Origin of the sequence: Psychrobacter sp. YGAH215, from assembly GCF_007280595.1 — a bacterium.
GTDB classification, from domain to species: domain Bacteria; phylum Pseudomonadota; class Gammaproteobacteria; order Pseudomonadales; family Moraxellaceae; genus Psychrobacter; species Psychrobacter faecalis.
In genome coordinates this window covers 1-15,822 of record NZ_VKLR01000005.1, presented here as the reverse complement: position 1 = coordinate 15,822, position 15,822 = coordinate 1, and the positions used below count along the sequence as shown (strand labels likewise).

The following is a 15,822-nucleotide window of genomic DNA, read 5'->3' as shown; positions in this document are numbered from 1 at the left end:
AAACCACCACTGTCAGCAGTGCTGGCACCAATGTCACTGACGGTATCAACAGCAGCACTTATGGCGCTAATGGCTTGACCCTCACAGGCGGCCCAAGCGTAACGGCAAGCGGCATTAACGCTGGCGGCAAGAAGATCACCGGTGTGTTAGCAGGAGAGGACGCAACTGATGCTGTTAATAAAAGCCAGTTAGATGCTATTACTGGGAATATAACAGCAGGTGGAGTTCAGTATGATCGTAATACGGATAATACAGTGAATTACGACCGAGTCAGTTTTGCGGGCGCACCAGCTGTTATTGGTAAAGATAAAAATGATAACAATATTGTTGTCCGTGGTGGAACTACGCTTACTAACATTGCAAACGGTATTAATGCTGCTGATGCAGTGAATAAAGGTCAGCTAGATAACGTCACTAAAGTCAAGATATTTGATAAAAATGGTGATGAAATCACCGTCAATATCGCGGACCAAATTGTTAACAATAATGTGAATAATGAGGATTTAGACTCCTTATTCCTGACTTATAATGTTAGAGGGCAAGGAGTAACAGATCGCCTAACTATTGGTGAAACTGTACAAAAAATGAATACTGAAGGTGTTAAGTTCTCTCATACCAATGGAGTTGCTCCTCCGGTTGGCGATGCATTAACTAACGATTCTAGTGCTGGCGGAGATAACTCAACTGCGATTGGCGTCAATGCCATTATTACTAGAAACGGTGAGTCTTCGATTGCCTTAGGTCATAACACACGTGTTGAAGGCGCTTCTTCGGTTGCCATTGGTAACGGCTCTCAAGCTAACGGTAATCAGTCCATTGCCATTGGTACTGGCAATATTGTTAATGGCGATAACTCTGGCGCTTTTGGTGATCCAAATATTATCGACGGTAGTAGTAGTTATTCTGTAGGTAACAACAATAATATCGATAGTGACGATACTTTTGTTCTAGGGAATAATGTTATACAAACAGTCGCTGGTTCAGTAGTATTGGGTAGCGAATCCGGTACAACTACTAAAGGTGGCATTATCGGTTATCTAGCAAATGTCAATGATATCAATGATCTCATACTAGCGACTAGGAGTAATAGAGGCGCGGTTGCCGTAGGTAATGCAAGTGCTGGTATTTACCGTCAAATCACTGGTGTTGCTGCTGGTACTGCCGATTCTGATGCCGTTAACGTCTCTCAGCTAAAGGCCGTCAATGCCAAAATTGATAACATCGGTGGGAGTAATACCACACTTAATGATGCGGCCGTTCAGTATGATAAAAAAGACGGCAATATCGATAAAGGCAGTATTACCTTGGCTGGTACTTCTGTTTCGACTGGCATCGGCAACAATGGCAATACTGTTGTCACTAGTGGAGGAACTACTATTACTAATGTCGCCAATGGAGTAAAAGTATCAGATGCAGTCAATAAAGGACAACTAGATAGTCTGGGTGGTGGTGTCGCTGGTATTATCGGTGGTGGCGCTAAATATGAAAATGGCCAATTGGTGGCCGGCAGTACTGGCATTGGCAATACAGGTGAAGTCACTATTCATGACGCTATCGCCTCTATTAATAATGGTAATGCTCAGGCAAATGAAAGTATTAAAGCCAATACAAATGATATTAAAGCTAATACTGAAAGTATCAAAACCAATGCTAACAATATTAAAGCAAATACTGACAGTATAAAAACAAACACAGATGGTATTAAAGCAAACGCTAATAGACTTAACGCTGGCTTAAGCTTCGGTGCTGATAGTGGTAATAATATCAATAAATCAGTAGGAGACAGCACTGCTGTTAAATTTGAAGGCGGCAATAATATCACCACTACGGCTACAAGCAGCGGTATTAAATTTGACTTAAATGGAAATATTAGTGTCGATAGCGTAACGACTGGCAATACAACAATCAACAATACAGGCGTGATCATCAAAGATGGTGCAAGTATGACTGTAGATGGTATATACGCGGGTGATAAAACCATTACTGGAGTCGCTGATGGTATCGAAGTAAAAGATGCGGTCAACTTTGGACAGTTAAACTCGTTAGATAAGCGTCTTGGTAATAGTATCAATGAGCTAGGTTATAAAATTAATGAAGTAGAAGATGATGCGAATGCAGGTATATCAGCTGCAATGGCCATGTCCTCTCTTCCGCAAGCTTATATTCCTGGTAAGTCAATGGTAGGTGGCGGTATCGCTACTTACAATGGCCAAAGTGCGGTTGCAGTTGGTGTATCTAAAGTCTCTGATAATGGTCGCTGGGTAATTAAAGCAAATGGTACAGCAGATACACAGGGGAATGCGGGCGGCGCAATTGGCGCAGGCTTTCATTTCTAAAATTGGTATTGCTAAATTATTTGCTGACAGTGCTTGTTTATAATTATGAAGCGCTGTCACATTACTCATAAAAAATATTAAGGAATTAATAATGAAAAATAATCTCTCTCATTATTGCTTATTAGCAACGACCGCATTGTTTCTCACAGTCTCGGGCTGTGCGCAAAAAAACATAATGCCAACTTGGCATTTGACACCTGGCGCGCAAAAAGGGTCTGTCAACCCTGATGAGTTAGTATTCCCTGATCTTAACAAAGCCTGGCAAAAAGGCGGCACTATTGTTAATCACCAAGATATCGCCAAGATTAAAGTGGGAACCACAAAAGACGAGCTGTATAAGTTAATCGGCACGCCTCATTTCAGCGAAGGTTTTAATGCTCGTGAATGGGATTATATTCTAAAATTTTATAATGCTAATAACACAGTAGAAACGTGCCAATATAAAATCATCTTTGATGACAGTTATGGGGGTAGAATGCGAGATGACGAATTTGGTGTGACAGAAGTTTACTGGAAACCTGCTTCGTGTGCTAAACACCAAACCCTTTAATAGCAATCACTAAGACATCAATCTTAAAGATGCAAGTCATAAAGTGACTTGCATCTTTATTATTTATAGCGCTTTTTTATCTAAATAAATATAAGTGCTATTATGCATTACATCAAAAAATCAAATATTTTTAATAGCAGCGGCACAAATTAGATAAGCCATTAGCCAAAGCTTTAAAAAGAATGCATGAAAACATTAGGACGTTTCATGCGTAACAAAAAAGACCGAATTTGTCACTCTTTAGAGTCTGAGTTTATAGGTCTGCTGTTTTTGCGCCGCTAGCGCGCTTTGTGTTTGGGTTCGAACTGCATTTGATGGTTGTGATGGCACTGGCAGACTTTATTATTGCGACTTTTTGACATTACTTTTATAACATTTTATTTAATCGCCCTATGAGGAGGTAGCACGGCGCAAAAAACTTTAACCATACGCATGCTTCACGCAGCTTTATTTCAAGGAGAGCCATTTTTCTATTTTTACCCGTAATCGCATGGTGTTTAAATATTGGCCTGTGGGAAGCGTTTAAGATGGATATCGTGATGTCGCCCTTTTCTCTGATTTAAGGCTTTGTTTAAAATTAGATTTATGACAAGGTGCTTCCTATTCCTCAAATCAGTTAGAGTAAAATCGATTTTACATTTGATGCTAGCTTAGCAAGCTTCGTTTACTAAGGCTAAATTGATTGCTACGTAGCGAATGTCTTAAAGTAACAGGCTAAGATGATTAGCTGAAGCGAATAAATATTAAGATGAAAAGCAGAAGTGTTAAGGAGTGGATTCATATGGCAATTTACGTAGATTTTATGCAAATAGAATTTAAAGGCTATAAATGGTGCCATATGCTAGCTGATACCTTGCAAGAGTTGCACGATTTTGCCGCATTGATTGAAGTAGATAAGCGCTTATTTCATCAAAACGCCAGCTATCCGCACTATGACGTCACCGTGCAAATGCGTAAAACCGCGCTTGAATATGGCGCTATCGCCGCCGATCGTAAAAAGATTATTGAGTGTGCAAAAAAGCTAAAAGTAGAGTTAAATGCTCAAATAGCTCGTGCTAAGTCGTCAAAATAAGATTTTTACTTAACTTACAACTATAAGTAGCCTTAATCCTAAATCGCCACTTTCAAGCTTTATTAAGATAAGCGCTCTGCTAAATAGTCCACCAGCAATCTGATTTTTGGTGATAAATGACGATTGTGCGGATAAATCGCCCAAATCCCTTCCTCAGGCTCTCTATAGTCATCTAATAAGCTGACCAGCGCACCGGACGCTAAGTATTTTTGCACATAATAATCAGGCAACTGTACGATACCCAAGCCTTTTAGCGCCGCATCGACTAGGCTGTGACCGCTGTTATATTGTATGCTGCCTGAGACGCGTAAGTTTATTTCCTTATCAGCGTTTTTATCATTTTCTATAAAGTGCCAATAATCCCGCGTACCAAGTAAGCAATTATGTTGTCTTAAGTCGACTAGAGAATATGGTACGCCGTACTTTTCTAGATAAGCGGGCGCGGCACAGACAAAATTGGTACGATGACTGAGTTTTTTTGCCATCATCGTTGAATCGCTTAATTTGCCAATACGAATCGCCAAATCATAACCACCCTCGATCAAGTCAATTTTTTGATTGCTCAAAAAAGCCGTCACTTCGATATCGCGGTATTGCACCATAAAATCATTGATAAGGGGCAATAACTGCTGTTCGCCATAGGTGACAGGCGCGGTCAGTTTAATTCTGCCTTGCGGTTTGGTTTGTAAGTTGCTTACGGCTTGTTCGGCCGCATCTAAGCCGTCAAGCACACCGCGGCAATGCTGATAAAATACCCGACCTTCTTCAGTCAGCGATACCTTGCGCGTCGTACGATACAGCAATTTAATGTTAAGGCGTTTTTCTAAGGCGCTTATCTGCCGACTGACCTGCGCGGTAGAAATGCCCAATTCTTTTGCGGCACGCGTAAAGCTCTCGTGCTCTGCTACATAGACAAACTCGCTAATACCATCCCAGCGCATGATTATTACCACTGTGTAAAAGATATTTGCAAATATAGCACATTGTTATCATTTCAGAAACGACTATAATGGTCAGTATAAAATCAAACTTTTTACAGACCGCAACAATGGTGGCTTGCCTCTACTCAATAAGCACTATAAGCTAAATTGGTCTGGGTGTAATCAATGATAAAATTAATTAAAAGAGAGAATATTATGTCAGATAAATTTATTAAATCTAAAGCCGCCATTGCTTGGGGGCCAAACGAGCCACTTTCTATCGAAGAAGTGGATGTGATGCTGCCCAAAAAAGGCGAAGTACTGGTAAAAATTGTCGCCAGTGGCGTTTGTCATACCGATGCGTTCACCTTGTCTGGCGAAGACCCAGAAGGTGTGTTTCCTGCAATTTTAGGCCACGAAGGCGGCGGTATCGTTGAGCAAATCGGTGAAGGCGTGACCAGCGTGCAAGTCGGCGACCATGTCATTCCTTTATACACCGCAGAGTGCGGCGTCTGTAAAATGTGCCGCTCAGGTAAAACCAACCTGTGCTCGGCGGTACGCGAAACCCAAGGTAAAGGCTTAATGCCAGACGGTACGACGCGCTTTTACAAAGACGGTGAGCCAATTTACCATTATATGGGTTGCTCAACCTTTTCTGAATATACGGTGTTGCCAGAGATTTCATTAGCCAAGGTTAATAAAGAGGCACCGTTAGAAGAAGTCTGCTTGCTCGGTTGCGGCGTGACCACAGGTATGGGCGCCGTCATGAATACCGCAAAAGTCGAAGAAGGTGCAACGGTTGCTATCTTTGGTTTGGGCGGTATCGGCCTATCAGCGGTTATCGGTGCACAAATGGCCAAGGCCAGCCGTATTATTGCCATTGATATCAATGAGAGTAAGTTTGAGCTGGCCAAAAAATTGGGCGCGACTGATTGCATCAATCCAAAAGACTACGACAAGCCGATTCAAGATGTCATCGTTGAATTAACCGATGGCGGCGTTGATTATTCGTTTGAATGTATCGGTAATGTCGATGTCATGCGCTCAGCGTTAGAGTGCTGCCATAAAGGTTGGGGCGAGTCAGTCATCATCGGTGTCGCGGGCGCAGGGCAAGAAATCTCAACCCGACCATTCCAGTTAGTCACAGGTCGCGTTTGGAAAGGCTCAGCATTTGGCGGTGTCAAAGGTCGCTCAGAGTTGCCAGGCTACGTCGAGCGCTACCTAGCAGGAGAGATTCCGTTACAAGACTTTATTACTCATACCATGCCATTAGAAGATATTAACGAAGCTTTTGACTTGATGCATAAAGGTGAGAGTATTCGCTCTGTGGTGCATTTCTAGAATTATGGTTAGATAGCTAAGCTTTTTTAACGCTATTAAATAAAAATGCCGCTCCTATAATGGAGCGGCGTTTTTTTGTATGTCTTTTAATCTTTTTTAAAGCTGTGCATATCTTCTAAAACGCCTGTAAATCTATCGTATAACCAAGGTTCAATATTGTCGACCACTTGATTGTAGAGAGGCGGCCCTAAGGTTTCGATGATAAAGTCTAATAAAAACTCAGCAGGCAGGTTGCCAATATCAACATCAAATTCCTCGCTCATATAATCTCTAAGCTTATCCAAGACAATTTCTTCTGCTTCGTCTGACAGCGTCAGTAATTTTTCTTTACTCATTAATCATAGTCCTATTAGCAAAGCTTTATTTACTCTTGCATAGCAGCCAATTGTTGTAAAATATTGACGTAATTGTCCACGCCTTGCGCGCCGCTGACCAAATGCCGCTCATTAAAAATCATTGCTGGCACGCTTTGAATACCTTGCTGCTGCCAGTGGCGCTCTTCTGCGCGTACCTCTTTGGCAAAACGTTGATCCTCCAGCACAGCCAGCGCCTCTTCACGATTAAGTCCAACTTCCGCTGCGATATCAGCCAGCACCGTACTATCAGAGATGTTGCGACCATCGGTAAAGTGCGCGCCAAATAACGCCTGCTTTAACTCATGCATCGACTTTTGTCCTTGTTGACCTGCCCAATACAATAGCTGATGCAGATTAAAAGTATTGTGCATCCGCGTGTCATCGTTGAAATTAAATTCAAAGCCAACTTCATCGCCCGCTTGCGTCATTCTAAGGCGGCTCGCGTCTGATTCTTCCTTGCTCGAGCCGTATTTTTCCATGATATGCTCGCGCAAATTTTGTCCTGCGCTTGGCATATTGCTATTTAGCTCAAATGGATGCCAGTGTATTTCGTGCTCGGTATTGGTTTGCTTGAGCGCCTCAGCCAATTGACGATAACCGATAATACACCACGGGCAAACCACGTCTGAGACGATATCGATGCGCAGAGGTTTTTTGGATAGCGGTTGATTTGAGTTTTCCATATTTTTATACCTATTTTATTGATTATGTTCGATTTATTTATAGAAGGTTTTATAAGGTTGAATCCATATTAAGAGAATGAAATCGTGATTACAATGGTTGCTAAGTTACAGGTTCTATTAACGAGGTTAAGCAGCCAACCGCAGTTGTAAAGGAGATTTATCGTAGGTTTAAAAATTGACAAAAAAGTTTTGTCATCGCTATTTGCTTAAAAAAACTACACTGCAATGACTACAAAGTAAAAACAAAGCGCTGTTTTTGATACGCCATAATGAAACGATTGACGCTGTTTAAGAGCGTGCACACTTATCCTTTTATGAATAACTGCCAGCGAGAAGCCAGCATGTCTACCTTGACGTTAATGATTAATAAGCAAGATTATCAGCTCGATAATCTTGATCCGCGCACGACATTGCTCGATGTCTGTCGCCAGCATCTACAAATTACCGGACCCAAAAAGGGCTGCGACCATGGTCAATGCGGCGCTTGTACCATGCTCATTAATGGTCGACGGGTTAATTCTTGTTTGACCCTTGCGGTCATGCACGACGGTGATGAAATTACCACGATTGAAGGCATCGGAATGCCTGAGTCGCTTTCAGACTTACAGCAAGCGTTTAAAGACCACGATGCGTTTCAGTGTGGTTACTGTACGCCGGGGCAGATTTGTTCAGCGACTGCTTTGATTGAAGAGATTAAGCAAAATTGGCCAAGCTATGTAACCACTGATTTGCAAAATCCTGATGGCTTGCTGGTACAAGAAATCGCCGAACGCATGAGTGGTAATATTTGCCGCTGTTCGGCTTATCCGAACATTATTAATGCCATCTCGCAGGTTTTGGAGAGTGAGATAAAAAATAAAGCCGCTACTGAAAATAATATTAAGAAAGGCCCAGATGCTGCAAGTGTTATCGGTATTTGGTCGCCGCCGCCTAGTGAGACGCAGCTTAGTAAATCCTCGCAAAACAAGGCGTCACAAAATAAAAACCACAACGTCCAAGCAGGAGCTCACTCATGAAACGCTTTGACTATGTCCGTGCCGAGGCGCCTAAACAAGCGGCGACTGCTGCTGGCCCAAAAGATGCATCATTTATCGGCGGTGGCACCAATCTCTTAGATTTAATGAAGTTTGAGATTGAAACACCAACCAAATTGGTCGATATCACCCGTCTTGAGCTTGAGCAAATCGAAACCACCGCTGATGGCGGATTACGTATCGGTACGCTGGTCACCAATAGTGATTTGGCAGCGCATCCGGAGGTCATTGCCAATTATCCGGTATTATCGCGCGCCATATTAGCGGGCGCGACGGGTCAACTGCGTAACAAAGCCACGACTGGCGGTAATTTTTTACAGCGTACGCGTTGTTATTATTTTTATCAGACTGACAGCTCATGTAATAAACGCGAGCCCGGCAGTGGCTGTCCAGCGATTAATGGCGAGAACCGTACCCTTGCTGTTTTGGGTACAAGTGATGCTTGTATTGCCCAACATCCCTCTGATATGGCGGTGGCAATGCGGTTGCTTGATGCTGTTATTGAAACGGTGAAAGCAGATGGTTCTACCCGTTGTATTCCAATCAAAGACTTTTATTGTTTGCCAAAAGACACGCCGCATATCGAGAATGTCTTGGAGAGTGGCGAGCTTATCACTCATGTCGTTTTACCACCGCCTATCAAAGGCATGCATACCTATGACAAAGTCCGTGACCGTGCTTCTTACGCCTTTGCCTTAGTGTCTTGTGCGTCTGTCATAGAGGTTGATGACGACGGTAACTTGGCGACCGTACGTTTGGCTTTTGGTGGTATTGGGGTGATGCCGTGGCGTAATGAAGACGTTGAAGCATTATTAACGGGCACGGCGGGTGATGACGCTACGATCGCACAAGCCGCAGACTTATTATTAAAAGAGGCCAAAGGTCACGGTCAAAACGATTTTAAAATTCCACTGACGCGTCGCCTACTTAAACAAGTTATTCAGCGCGCCTTAGCGGGCGAGGGAGCATAATCATGTCATTATTGGACTCAGTATTGCCATCAGAACCTACCAAAAAAATGATGATGAATGAGCCTGTCGATTCGCTTTTTGACAAAACGGCAAGCAAGTTGGTCGGCAAACCGATCAACCGTGTTGATGGCTCGTTAAAGGTCAGCGGAAAAGCGCCTTATTCAGCAGAGTTTTATCGAGAAAATCAAGTTTACGGCGTTTTAGTTGGCGCGAAAATAGCCAAAGGACAAGTGGAAAATATCGATAGCAGTGCTTTAGAGGATATTCCTGGCATCATCAAAGTCGTAACCGATCCTAAGCATTTTTTGCGAAACTCACAGCAAGGCGGTGAGACCGAAGCACCAACCCAAGGCGCCAGTGAGATTTATTATCACGGGCAGCCGATAGCGGTAGTGGTTGCTGAGACTTTTGAAGCGGCGACCGAAGGCGCTAATGCCCTTAAAGTCACTTATAAAAATGAGACCGAACAAGCGGCATTAAACTTTACCCAAGAGCTGCCAAGTGCTCATGACGTCAATGAGCAAAAGGGCTCAGATAAAAATTCTGTTACAGGCGACCCTGATAAAGGCTTAGCGGATGCAGAGGTGACTCTCGATCGCTTTTACCATACGCCAAGTCAAAGCAACTCGCCGATGGAGCCGCATGCGACGCTGGCTTATTGGGAAGACGATAAGCTCATCATGTATACCTCAAACCAAATGATTGCCTCTTGCAAGCAGCAAGTGATGGATGCTTTAGATCTAAAAAAAGATCAGGTGCAACTAATTTCTTATTTTGTTGGTGGTGGTTTCGGTAGTAAATTGGGTATCGCGCCTGAGTCGATTGCAGCAGCGATTGCGGCAAAAGAGCTTGGTCGTCCTGTGCTGATCAGTATGACGCGTCCGCAAGTGATGGAAGCGACCGTTAGACGCTCAAACACTCGCCAACGTATCGCCATTGGCTGTGATAAAGACGGCATTATCAATACCTTTATTCACGATACCGTTGGCAGTAATTTACCCGGTGAGGCATTTTTTGAGCCGACGGCGCTGTCGACCAAATATTTATACCGCGGTGAAAATCGCCGCGTGAATTATAAACAAGTAGACATGAATTACGTGCTTTCTGGCTCTATGCGCGCACCCGGTGAAGCGGTCGGTATGATTGCGGTTGAATGTGCTATGGATGAATTGGCCACGCAATTGAATATCGATCCGCTTGAGCTGCGCCGCCGTAACGAGCCTGAGCAAGACCCAAGCCAAGACATTCCGTTTTCGACACGGCAGCTACTTGCTTGTATGGAGCAAGGGGCGGCGCAGTTCGGTTGGGAGCAGCGCAATCCCAAGCCTGCCAGTCAGTTAGAGGGTGATTGGTGGATTGGTACGGGAATGGCGGCCTCCGCTCGTGGTAATCTGTTAAAACTGTCAGAGGCGCGGGCGACACTGCAAGTTGACGATTCAAAAGCCCTTGGCGTTAAAGCCATTATCGAAACCGATATGACCGATATCGGCACAGGCTCTTATACGGTTTTTTCCCAGGTTGCCGCTGATTTACTAGGCTTGCCGATAGACCATATCGAGATGAAGCTCGGTGATAGTGAGCTGCCATCAGCCTCAGGCTCGGGTGGTAGTTGGGGTGCGGCAAGTGCAGGGAGCGGTATCTATCTTGCCTGTGAGCAGCTGCGCGATATGTTGGCAGAAAAAGTAGGGCTTTATCCAGATACCATTCAGCTTGATAAAGGTCAGATCAAACAAGCAGGCGAGCATAACCCTAGCGTTACAGAAGCAGCGGTCGAAACGCTTAAAGACAAAGCGATAGATTTAAAAGATACAGTCACTGAAAAAACGGGTCTATCATTACCCGAGTCTGCTACAGAAAAATACGATTTTAGCAATTCTCAGTCTTATGCATTGGCAGATATTATTGCTGAATGCGATGAGCAAAAAATGAGCGCTAAAGGTCAAATCAAACCGGGTAAAAATGCCAAGAGTCATCGCCAAGCATCGTTTGGTGTCAATTTCGCAGAAGTCGTCGTCCATAGAGTGACTGGCGAGATACGTCTCAAGCGCATGGTAGGTGCTTTTGCTGCTGGTCGGATTTTAAATCATAAAACCGCTACTTCACAGTGCTACGGCGGTATGGTGTTTGGGATTGGCTCGGCGCTCATGGAGGAAGTCATCCATGATAAGCGCGATGGTCGCCTATGCAATCATGACCTTGCTGAATACCATGTACCTGTCAATGCCGATGTGCCGCAACTAGAAGTGATATTGGTAGAAGAAGACGACCCTTATACCAATCCTATGCATATCAAAGGGATCGGCGAAACCGCGATTTCTGGAGCAGCGGCGGCTATTGCTAATGCTATTTATAATGCGGTCGGTGTGCGCGTTTACGATTTCCCAATCACCCTTGATAAGCTGCTTCATGAGTTGCCAGAATAGCTATTGTTAATAATCGATATGAAAGAATGGCTAACTGATGATTGATATAAGACACCCGCTAGCGGCCATCACTAGCGGGTTTTTATAAGGCGCAATGCAATTTTAATCATTAAAACTGCAACTAAAATAAAAATAAATAGAGATAAGAGGCACTATGAATCAGGTCGCTGATATTCTAAAGCTCGCAGGCGAGGCGCAGCAGCAAAACATCGATGCGGTGTTAGCAACGGTAGTACATACCGAAGGCTCGGCATATCGGCGTGCTGGGGCGATGATGCTTATCTGCGCTGATGGACGCTCGGTTGGGATGATTAGCGGTGGTTGCCTAGAACCACATATCATCAAACGTGCCTTTTGGTTGACGCGTCATGGCGCAAACGTGCAGGTTTATCAAACGGGTAGTGATGAGGGTGACGAGGCAGATGATGATAGTGAAAGTAATGGCAATGGAAATGGCGATTTAGAAAATGAGCTGAATTCCGGTTTGGGCTGTAATGGCAAGGTTCATGTACTGTTTGAGCGTTTGACAGCCGCAAGGCCGTTTTTAGAAGTCATTAATCATGTTCGTCGTAGCCAAAATCCTACAACGATAGCGACGTTAATTCACGCAAATGCTCAATACTATTTACCCATTGGGCTTCGGCTAGATCTAAAAGACTATATTGCCAACGAAAAAATAACTTTTGTCAGCGGTGCTCGTATGGGTAATCAAGCGTTCATTGAGCAAGCGAATATTTTTACTCATGAGATTGAAGGGTTAGTTAAAACTCTGTCAACGCATGTAGTTTCTAATAAAAATACCGAATACGTTGTCTTAAAAAACGGTGATATCACCACAGAATGGCTTATCCAGCGTCTACAACCACAGCACCGTTTGCTTGTTTGCGGGGCAGGGAATGATGTGATGCCGCTTGTGACCATGGCAAAATTACAAGATTGGCACGTCAGCGTTATCGATAGCCGCGCCCAGTATGCCACGCGGATGCGTTTTCCCGAAGCGGATATCGTGATGCCAGTCGCATTGGACGATAATGAGAAACTGCTCAAGCTCAGTCGTCATGCGGCGGTCGCGTTGATGTCGCACAGTTTGACCCAAGACCGTGCCCGTCTTTCGTTATTGCTTGCGCATTCGACTCATTATAAGTATCTTGGACAATTAGGCCCAAGTTATCGAACCGAGCGCTTGGTAAATGAGATTCGTGCTGCCAAAGACAATCCGGCAAGTTTAAGTGAGGGCGTAAAAAAACTCCATTATCCGATTGGTTATAAACTAGGCGGTGATGGCCCTGAAGCTTTAGCACTTGGCATCATGGCACAAATAAGCGCCGTTATGCATAAGCAAACTGCGACTGCCAAATTTTCAGCGAGCAATAATACGACATCTGAAATATTGAGCGATGTATGAAGAAAAGTGACTTAACGTCAAATAGCGCGGCAGTACCAAATCAAAATTCTAGCCAGCAATCAAGCCATACCATTATTCTTCTAGCCAGCGGCCTCAGTCGTCGTCTTGGAGAGGCTAAACAGCTGCTTTATAAAAATGGCGTTCCTCTCATTAATCACATGCTACAACTGGCAGTAAGTACAAATCCGCAAGTTATTATCGTCGTTATTCCTAAAAATAAGGCATCGATAGCTAGTGAGGTAGCAAAACTAAGCGACACCCATTTACATATCAAGACTGTCATTAACCAAACGCCCGAAACTGGTATGGGACATAGTCTTTATACTGCTATTGAAGCCTTAACTCAGTTTGTTAATGATAAAGCTTTTAATCATGAAGTGGTTGAGCGAGTGTTAATTATGGGGGTTGACCAAGTTTTATTGGACATTGAACATGTTAATGAATTGCTAGCCGGTAAGCATCTAGTGGCTGCTAGCGCTTATGAGCCTTGGCAGCTTTTAGATACGTTGGCAAAAAATGGGCATATCGAGCGTAAAGCCGAGGTCAAAAATGAAACGAAAAACCCCATCGTTGGTCTACCGTTAGTTATCGATTATCAGCTACTTAAACAATGGCAGCTTCATATAGGTGGAGACAAAGGCCTACGTCATTTAATCAGAGCGCTCTCGCCCAGTGAAATCAGGACAGTCTTCAATAAACAGCTGAGCTATGATATCGATACGCCCGAGCAACTTGCCTATGCCCGACAGCAGGGCTGGGTTGATAAATAATTTGATGCCAAGAATCGTTTGGATGATAGGCATATTACGCCTAAACCGTTAGTAGGGTTATAAGCATGATACCAACGCCTGGGCACTGATGGTAACAGGATTACCTGAATACATTACTACCGTCATACAAGCCTGCCAATAATCTGCGATATCATTTGCGCATTATAAATATAAAGTAAGGGTATCTTATGAGTCGTATATTGTGGCTAGTCGTTGGTATCATCAGTATTCTTGGCGGTATCTTTGCTTTTTTCAATCCTCTTAGCGCCAGTTTCGCTGCTGAACAACGCTGAACAACTGGCTGGGTTTGTATTTCTTCTTGTCGGTATCTTACAGTTTATTGTCCTGTTCCGTGCTTATACCACGACGGGTAAAGTGCTAGCGGCCATTGGCGGTGTGCTTGGCATATTTATCGGTATTGAGCTGCTACAAAACCCGCTACAAGGTATTTTAACCTTGACCATGGTAATTGCTATTTTATTTATGGCAACGGGTATCGTCAGAGTGATGGTTGCTTTCGGTCTACGCCGAACCGTGGCTTTTGTGCCAATATTAATCTCAGGGCTTATCTCGATTACGTTGGCTATCATGATATTTACCAGCTATCCGCAGTCAGCGACCTATATTCTTGGCGTCCTATTGGCCGTTGAGCTGATATCTAATGGTATCTCATTAATCATGTATTCACGTGTGCAACCACCGTTAACTCGAAATCTATAAAAAAACACCTGTAATTATCCCTAAAATAAAGCAGCTTAGCCATAAAAAAGACGCCGTAAAATGGCGTCTTTTCTTATTATATAACCTATTAGTTTTTCAAAACCTAACGCGAAAAGGTTAAAATATGTCCTTTAAAAGGTAGCTCAAGATAAGTGGTGTCCTCAGGTTTCACGTGCTGACTGCTAAAGCCAAATTCAACCATCTTATTGGTCAACTTGTTTTTGCGCCCGCGCCCAGGGTCAACGACGATAACCTCACAAGTTGGCAGTGCATGACGTTCGATAAACTCCGCCAAGATATCGATATGCTGGTCTTCATAAAGTAAATCGCTACCGATGATAATATCAAACTTACCAAGATGGCTATTGTCTTCAGCCCAGTCTAAGCGTTCAAAGTTAATTTCTTTATTATTATTTAGCGTGGTATTTCTATCCAAAAAGTACTCAACCGTCGGATGATAATCGGTCGCTGTAATATCGGCATGGCGATGGTTCAGTAGTAGACTTGATAATGCCATACCGCAGCCAACTTCTAAGATACGCTTGCCTGCAATATCATAATCAAGCATATGATTGGCCAGCACCAAGCTTGACGGCCAAATCACGCCAAACATCGGCCACGACGCCGAGCAAATACCGAGGTCCAGCGCCTCATTGTCAGGGTCACTAAATTGTTGATTATCGCGTAGGGTGCAGATATGAATGTCAGTATTGCCAATTTCAATCGTTTGATAACGTACGCGCACAGTGGTTAGCGAAGCCATAAACTGTCCTAAAAATAAGCAAGAGTGCAAGGTTTGGCAAAAGTTGCCACGTTCAGGAATATAGTTATTAATAAAGATGATTCAAAACATTGGAAATGTGAAGATGAGGAAAATCTAGTAATGGAGGTTTTTATTCAAACTATAAATTTAACGAAAAAAGTAAACAGTTGCTTATAATCAGTATAGTCTAACGTTTGAACCTTTATTGTTAATTCTAAGGGTATTATTATTACGGCGTAATTTTATAAAAATAGAAGCCAATTTTAGACAGATAGTTGTTATTATATAGTCTAAGCTATAGATATAAAAAAATGCACCGCTTATGGTTAAAGGGTGCATTTATAACAAGCAGCTGGTTTGATTAAGTGTAGCTTGCGGTGTAATGGACAAAATTCATGCTGGCGTAGTGTCTAACGCTATATACTGTCTATATTTGCAAGGAATCAAAGCCATGAATCAAAAAACTGCCCTTTTTGTC

At 43.4% G+C, this 15,822-nt stretch carries 15 protein-coding genes; 11 read left to right on the top strand and 4 right to left on the bottom strand.

Features of this window, described 5'->3' with window-relative positions; all coding sequences use genetic code 11:
• The 4 genes from FOR85_RS02675 to FOR85_RS02660 form a co-directional block, all read left to right on the top strand.
• Window positions 1-2,336: YadA family autotransporter adhesin (locus FOR85_RS02675; RefSeq protein WP_144296599.1), on the top strand; the 2,336-nt coding region annotated here is incomplete at its 5' end.
• A gap of 91 nt (window positions 2,337-2,427) precedes the next feature.
• Window positions 2,428-2,886 carry an outer membrane protein assembly factor BamE gene (locus tag FOR85_RS02670; RefSeq protein ID WP_144296598.1) on the top strand — a complete coding sequence of 153 codons (459 nt, stop codon included), beginning with the start codon at window positions 2,428-2,430 and terminating at the stop codon, window positions 2,884-2,886.
• Between the two features lie 449 nt (window positions 2,887-3,335).
• Window positions 3,336-3,449, top strand: coding sequence for a chlorhexidine efflux transporter (locus FOR85_RS12945; protein WP_223808478.1), 114 nt, complete (start codon window positions 3,336-3,338; stop codon window positions 3,447-3,449).
• Between the two features lie 218 nt (window positions 3,450-3,667).
• On the top strand, window positions 3,668-3,958 hold the full coding sequence (locus FOR85_RS02660) for a DUF4031 domain-containing protein (protein ID WP_144296597.1): 291 nt from the start codon (window positions 3,668-3,670) through the stop codon (window positions 3,956-3,958).
• Window positions 3,959-4,020: 62 nt separating this feature from the next.
• Here FOR85_RS02660 and FOR85_RS02655 read toward each other — a convergent pair whose 3' ends face one another.
• Window positions 4,021-4,899, bottom strand: coding sequence for a LysR family transcriptional regulator (locus FOR85_RS02655; RefSeq protein WP_144296596.1), 879 nt, complete (start codon window positions 4,897-4,899; stop codon window positions 4,021-4,023).
• Between the two features lie 195 nt (window positions 4,900-5,094).
• Between FOR85_RS02655 and FOR85_RS02650 the strand changes: the two genes are divergently transcribed.
• Complete coding sequence (locus FOR85_RS02650; protein ID WP_144296595.1) at window positions 5,095-6,219, top strand: S-(hydroxymethyl)glutathione dehydrogenase/class III alcohol dehydrogenase; 1,125 nt, start codon at window positions 5,095-5,097, stop codon at window positions 6,217-6,219.
• Window positions 6,220-6,305: 86 nt separating this feature from the next.
• Here FOR85_RS02650 and FOR85_RS02645 read toward each other — a convergent pair whose 3' ends face one another.
• Both FOR85_RS02645 and FOR85_RS02640 read right to left on the bottom strand, forming a co-directional pair.
• Window positions 6,306-6,554: a DUF2164 domain-containing protein gene (locus FOR85_RS02645; protein ID WP_144296594.1), complete on the bottom strand. Its 249-nt coding sequence runs from the start codon at window positions 6,552-6,554 to the stop codon at window positions 6,306-6,308.
• A gap of 29 nt (window positions 6,555-6,583) precedes the next feature.
• Window positions 6,584-7,258, bottom strand: coding sequence for a DsbA family protein (locus tag FOR85_RS02640; protein ID WP_144296593.1), 675 nt, complete (start codon window positions 7,256-7,258; stop codon window positions 6,584-6,586).
• 341 nt (window positions 7,259-7,599) lie between these two features.
• On the opposite strand from FOR85_RS02640, the gene FOR85_RS02635 reads away from it, so the two are divergent.
• From FOR85_RS02635 to FOR85_RS02610, 6 genes are all read left to right on the top strand, one after another.
• Window positions 7,600-8,274, top strand: coding sequence for a 2Fe-2S iron-sulfur cluster-binding protein (locus tag FOR85_RS02635; RefSeq protein ID WP_144296592.1), 675 nt, complete (start codon window positions 7,600-7,602; stop codon window positions 8,272-8,274).
• Entirely contained in the window at window positions 8,271-9,263 is a 993-nt protein-coding gene (locus FOR85_RS02630) for a xanthine dehydrogenase family protein subunit M (protein ID WP_144296591.1), read from the top strand. Before FOR85_RS02635 ends, FOR85_RS02630 begins: the two co-directional genes overlap by 4 nt.
• 2 nt (window positions 9,264-9,265) lie before the next feature.
• Window positions 9,266-11,686, top strand: coding sequence for a xanthine dehydrogenase family protein molybdopterin-binding subunit (locus FOR85_RS02625; protein WP_144296590.1), 2,421 nt, complete (start codon window positions 9,266-9,268; stop codon window positions 11,684-11,686).
• A 154-nt stretch (window positions 11,687-11,840) separates the two neighbouring features.
• Entirely contained in the window at window positions 11,841-13,091 is a 1,251-nt protein-coding gene (locus FOR85_RS02620) for an XdhC family protein (RefSeq protein ID WP_144296589.1), read from the top strand.
• Entirely contained in the window at window positions 13,088-13,861 is a 774-nt protein-coding gene (locus FOR85_RS02615) for a nucleotidyltransferase family protein (RefSeq protein WP_144296588.1), read from the top strand. The genes FOR85_RS02620 and FOR85_RS02615 overlap by 4 nt, the downstream gene beginning before the upstream one ends.
• A 243-nt stretch (window positions 13,862-14,104) precedes the next feature.
• Entirely contained in the window at window positions 14,105-14,581 is a 477-nt protein-coding gene (locus FOR85_RS02610; protein ID WP_190295482.1) for an HdeD family acid-resistance protein, read from the top strand.
• A gap of 103 nt (window positions 14,582-14,684) precedes the next feature.
• On the opposite strand, the gene FOR85_RS02605 is transcribed toward FOR85_RS02610, so the two are convergent.
• Window positions 14,685-15,344, bottom strand: a complete 660-nt coding sequence (locus FOR85_RS02605) for a methyltransferase (RefSeq protein WP_144296586.1) — start codon at window positions 15,342-15,344, stop codon at window positions 14,685-14,687.
• Window positions 15,345-15,822 lie beyond the last annotated feature (478 nt).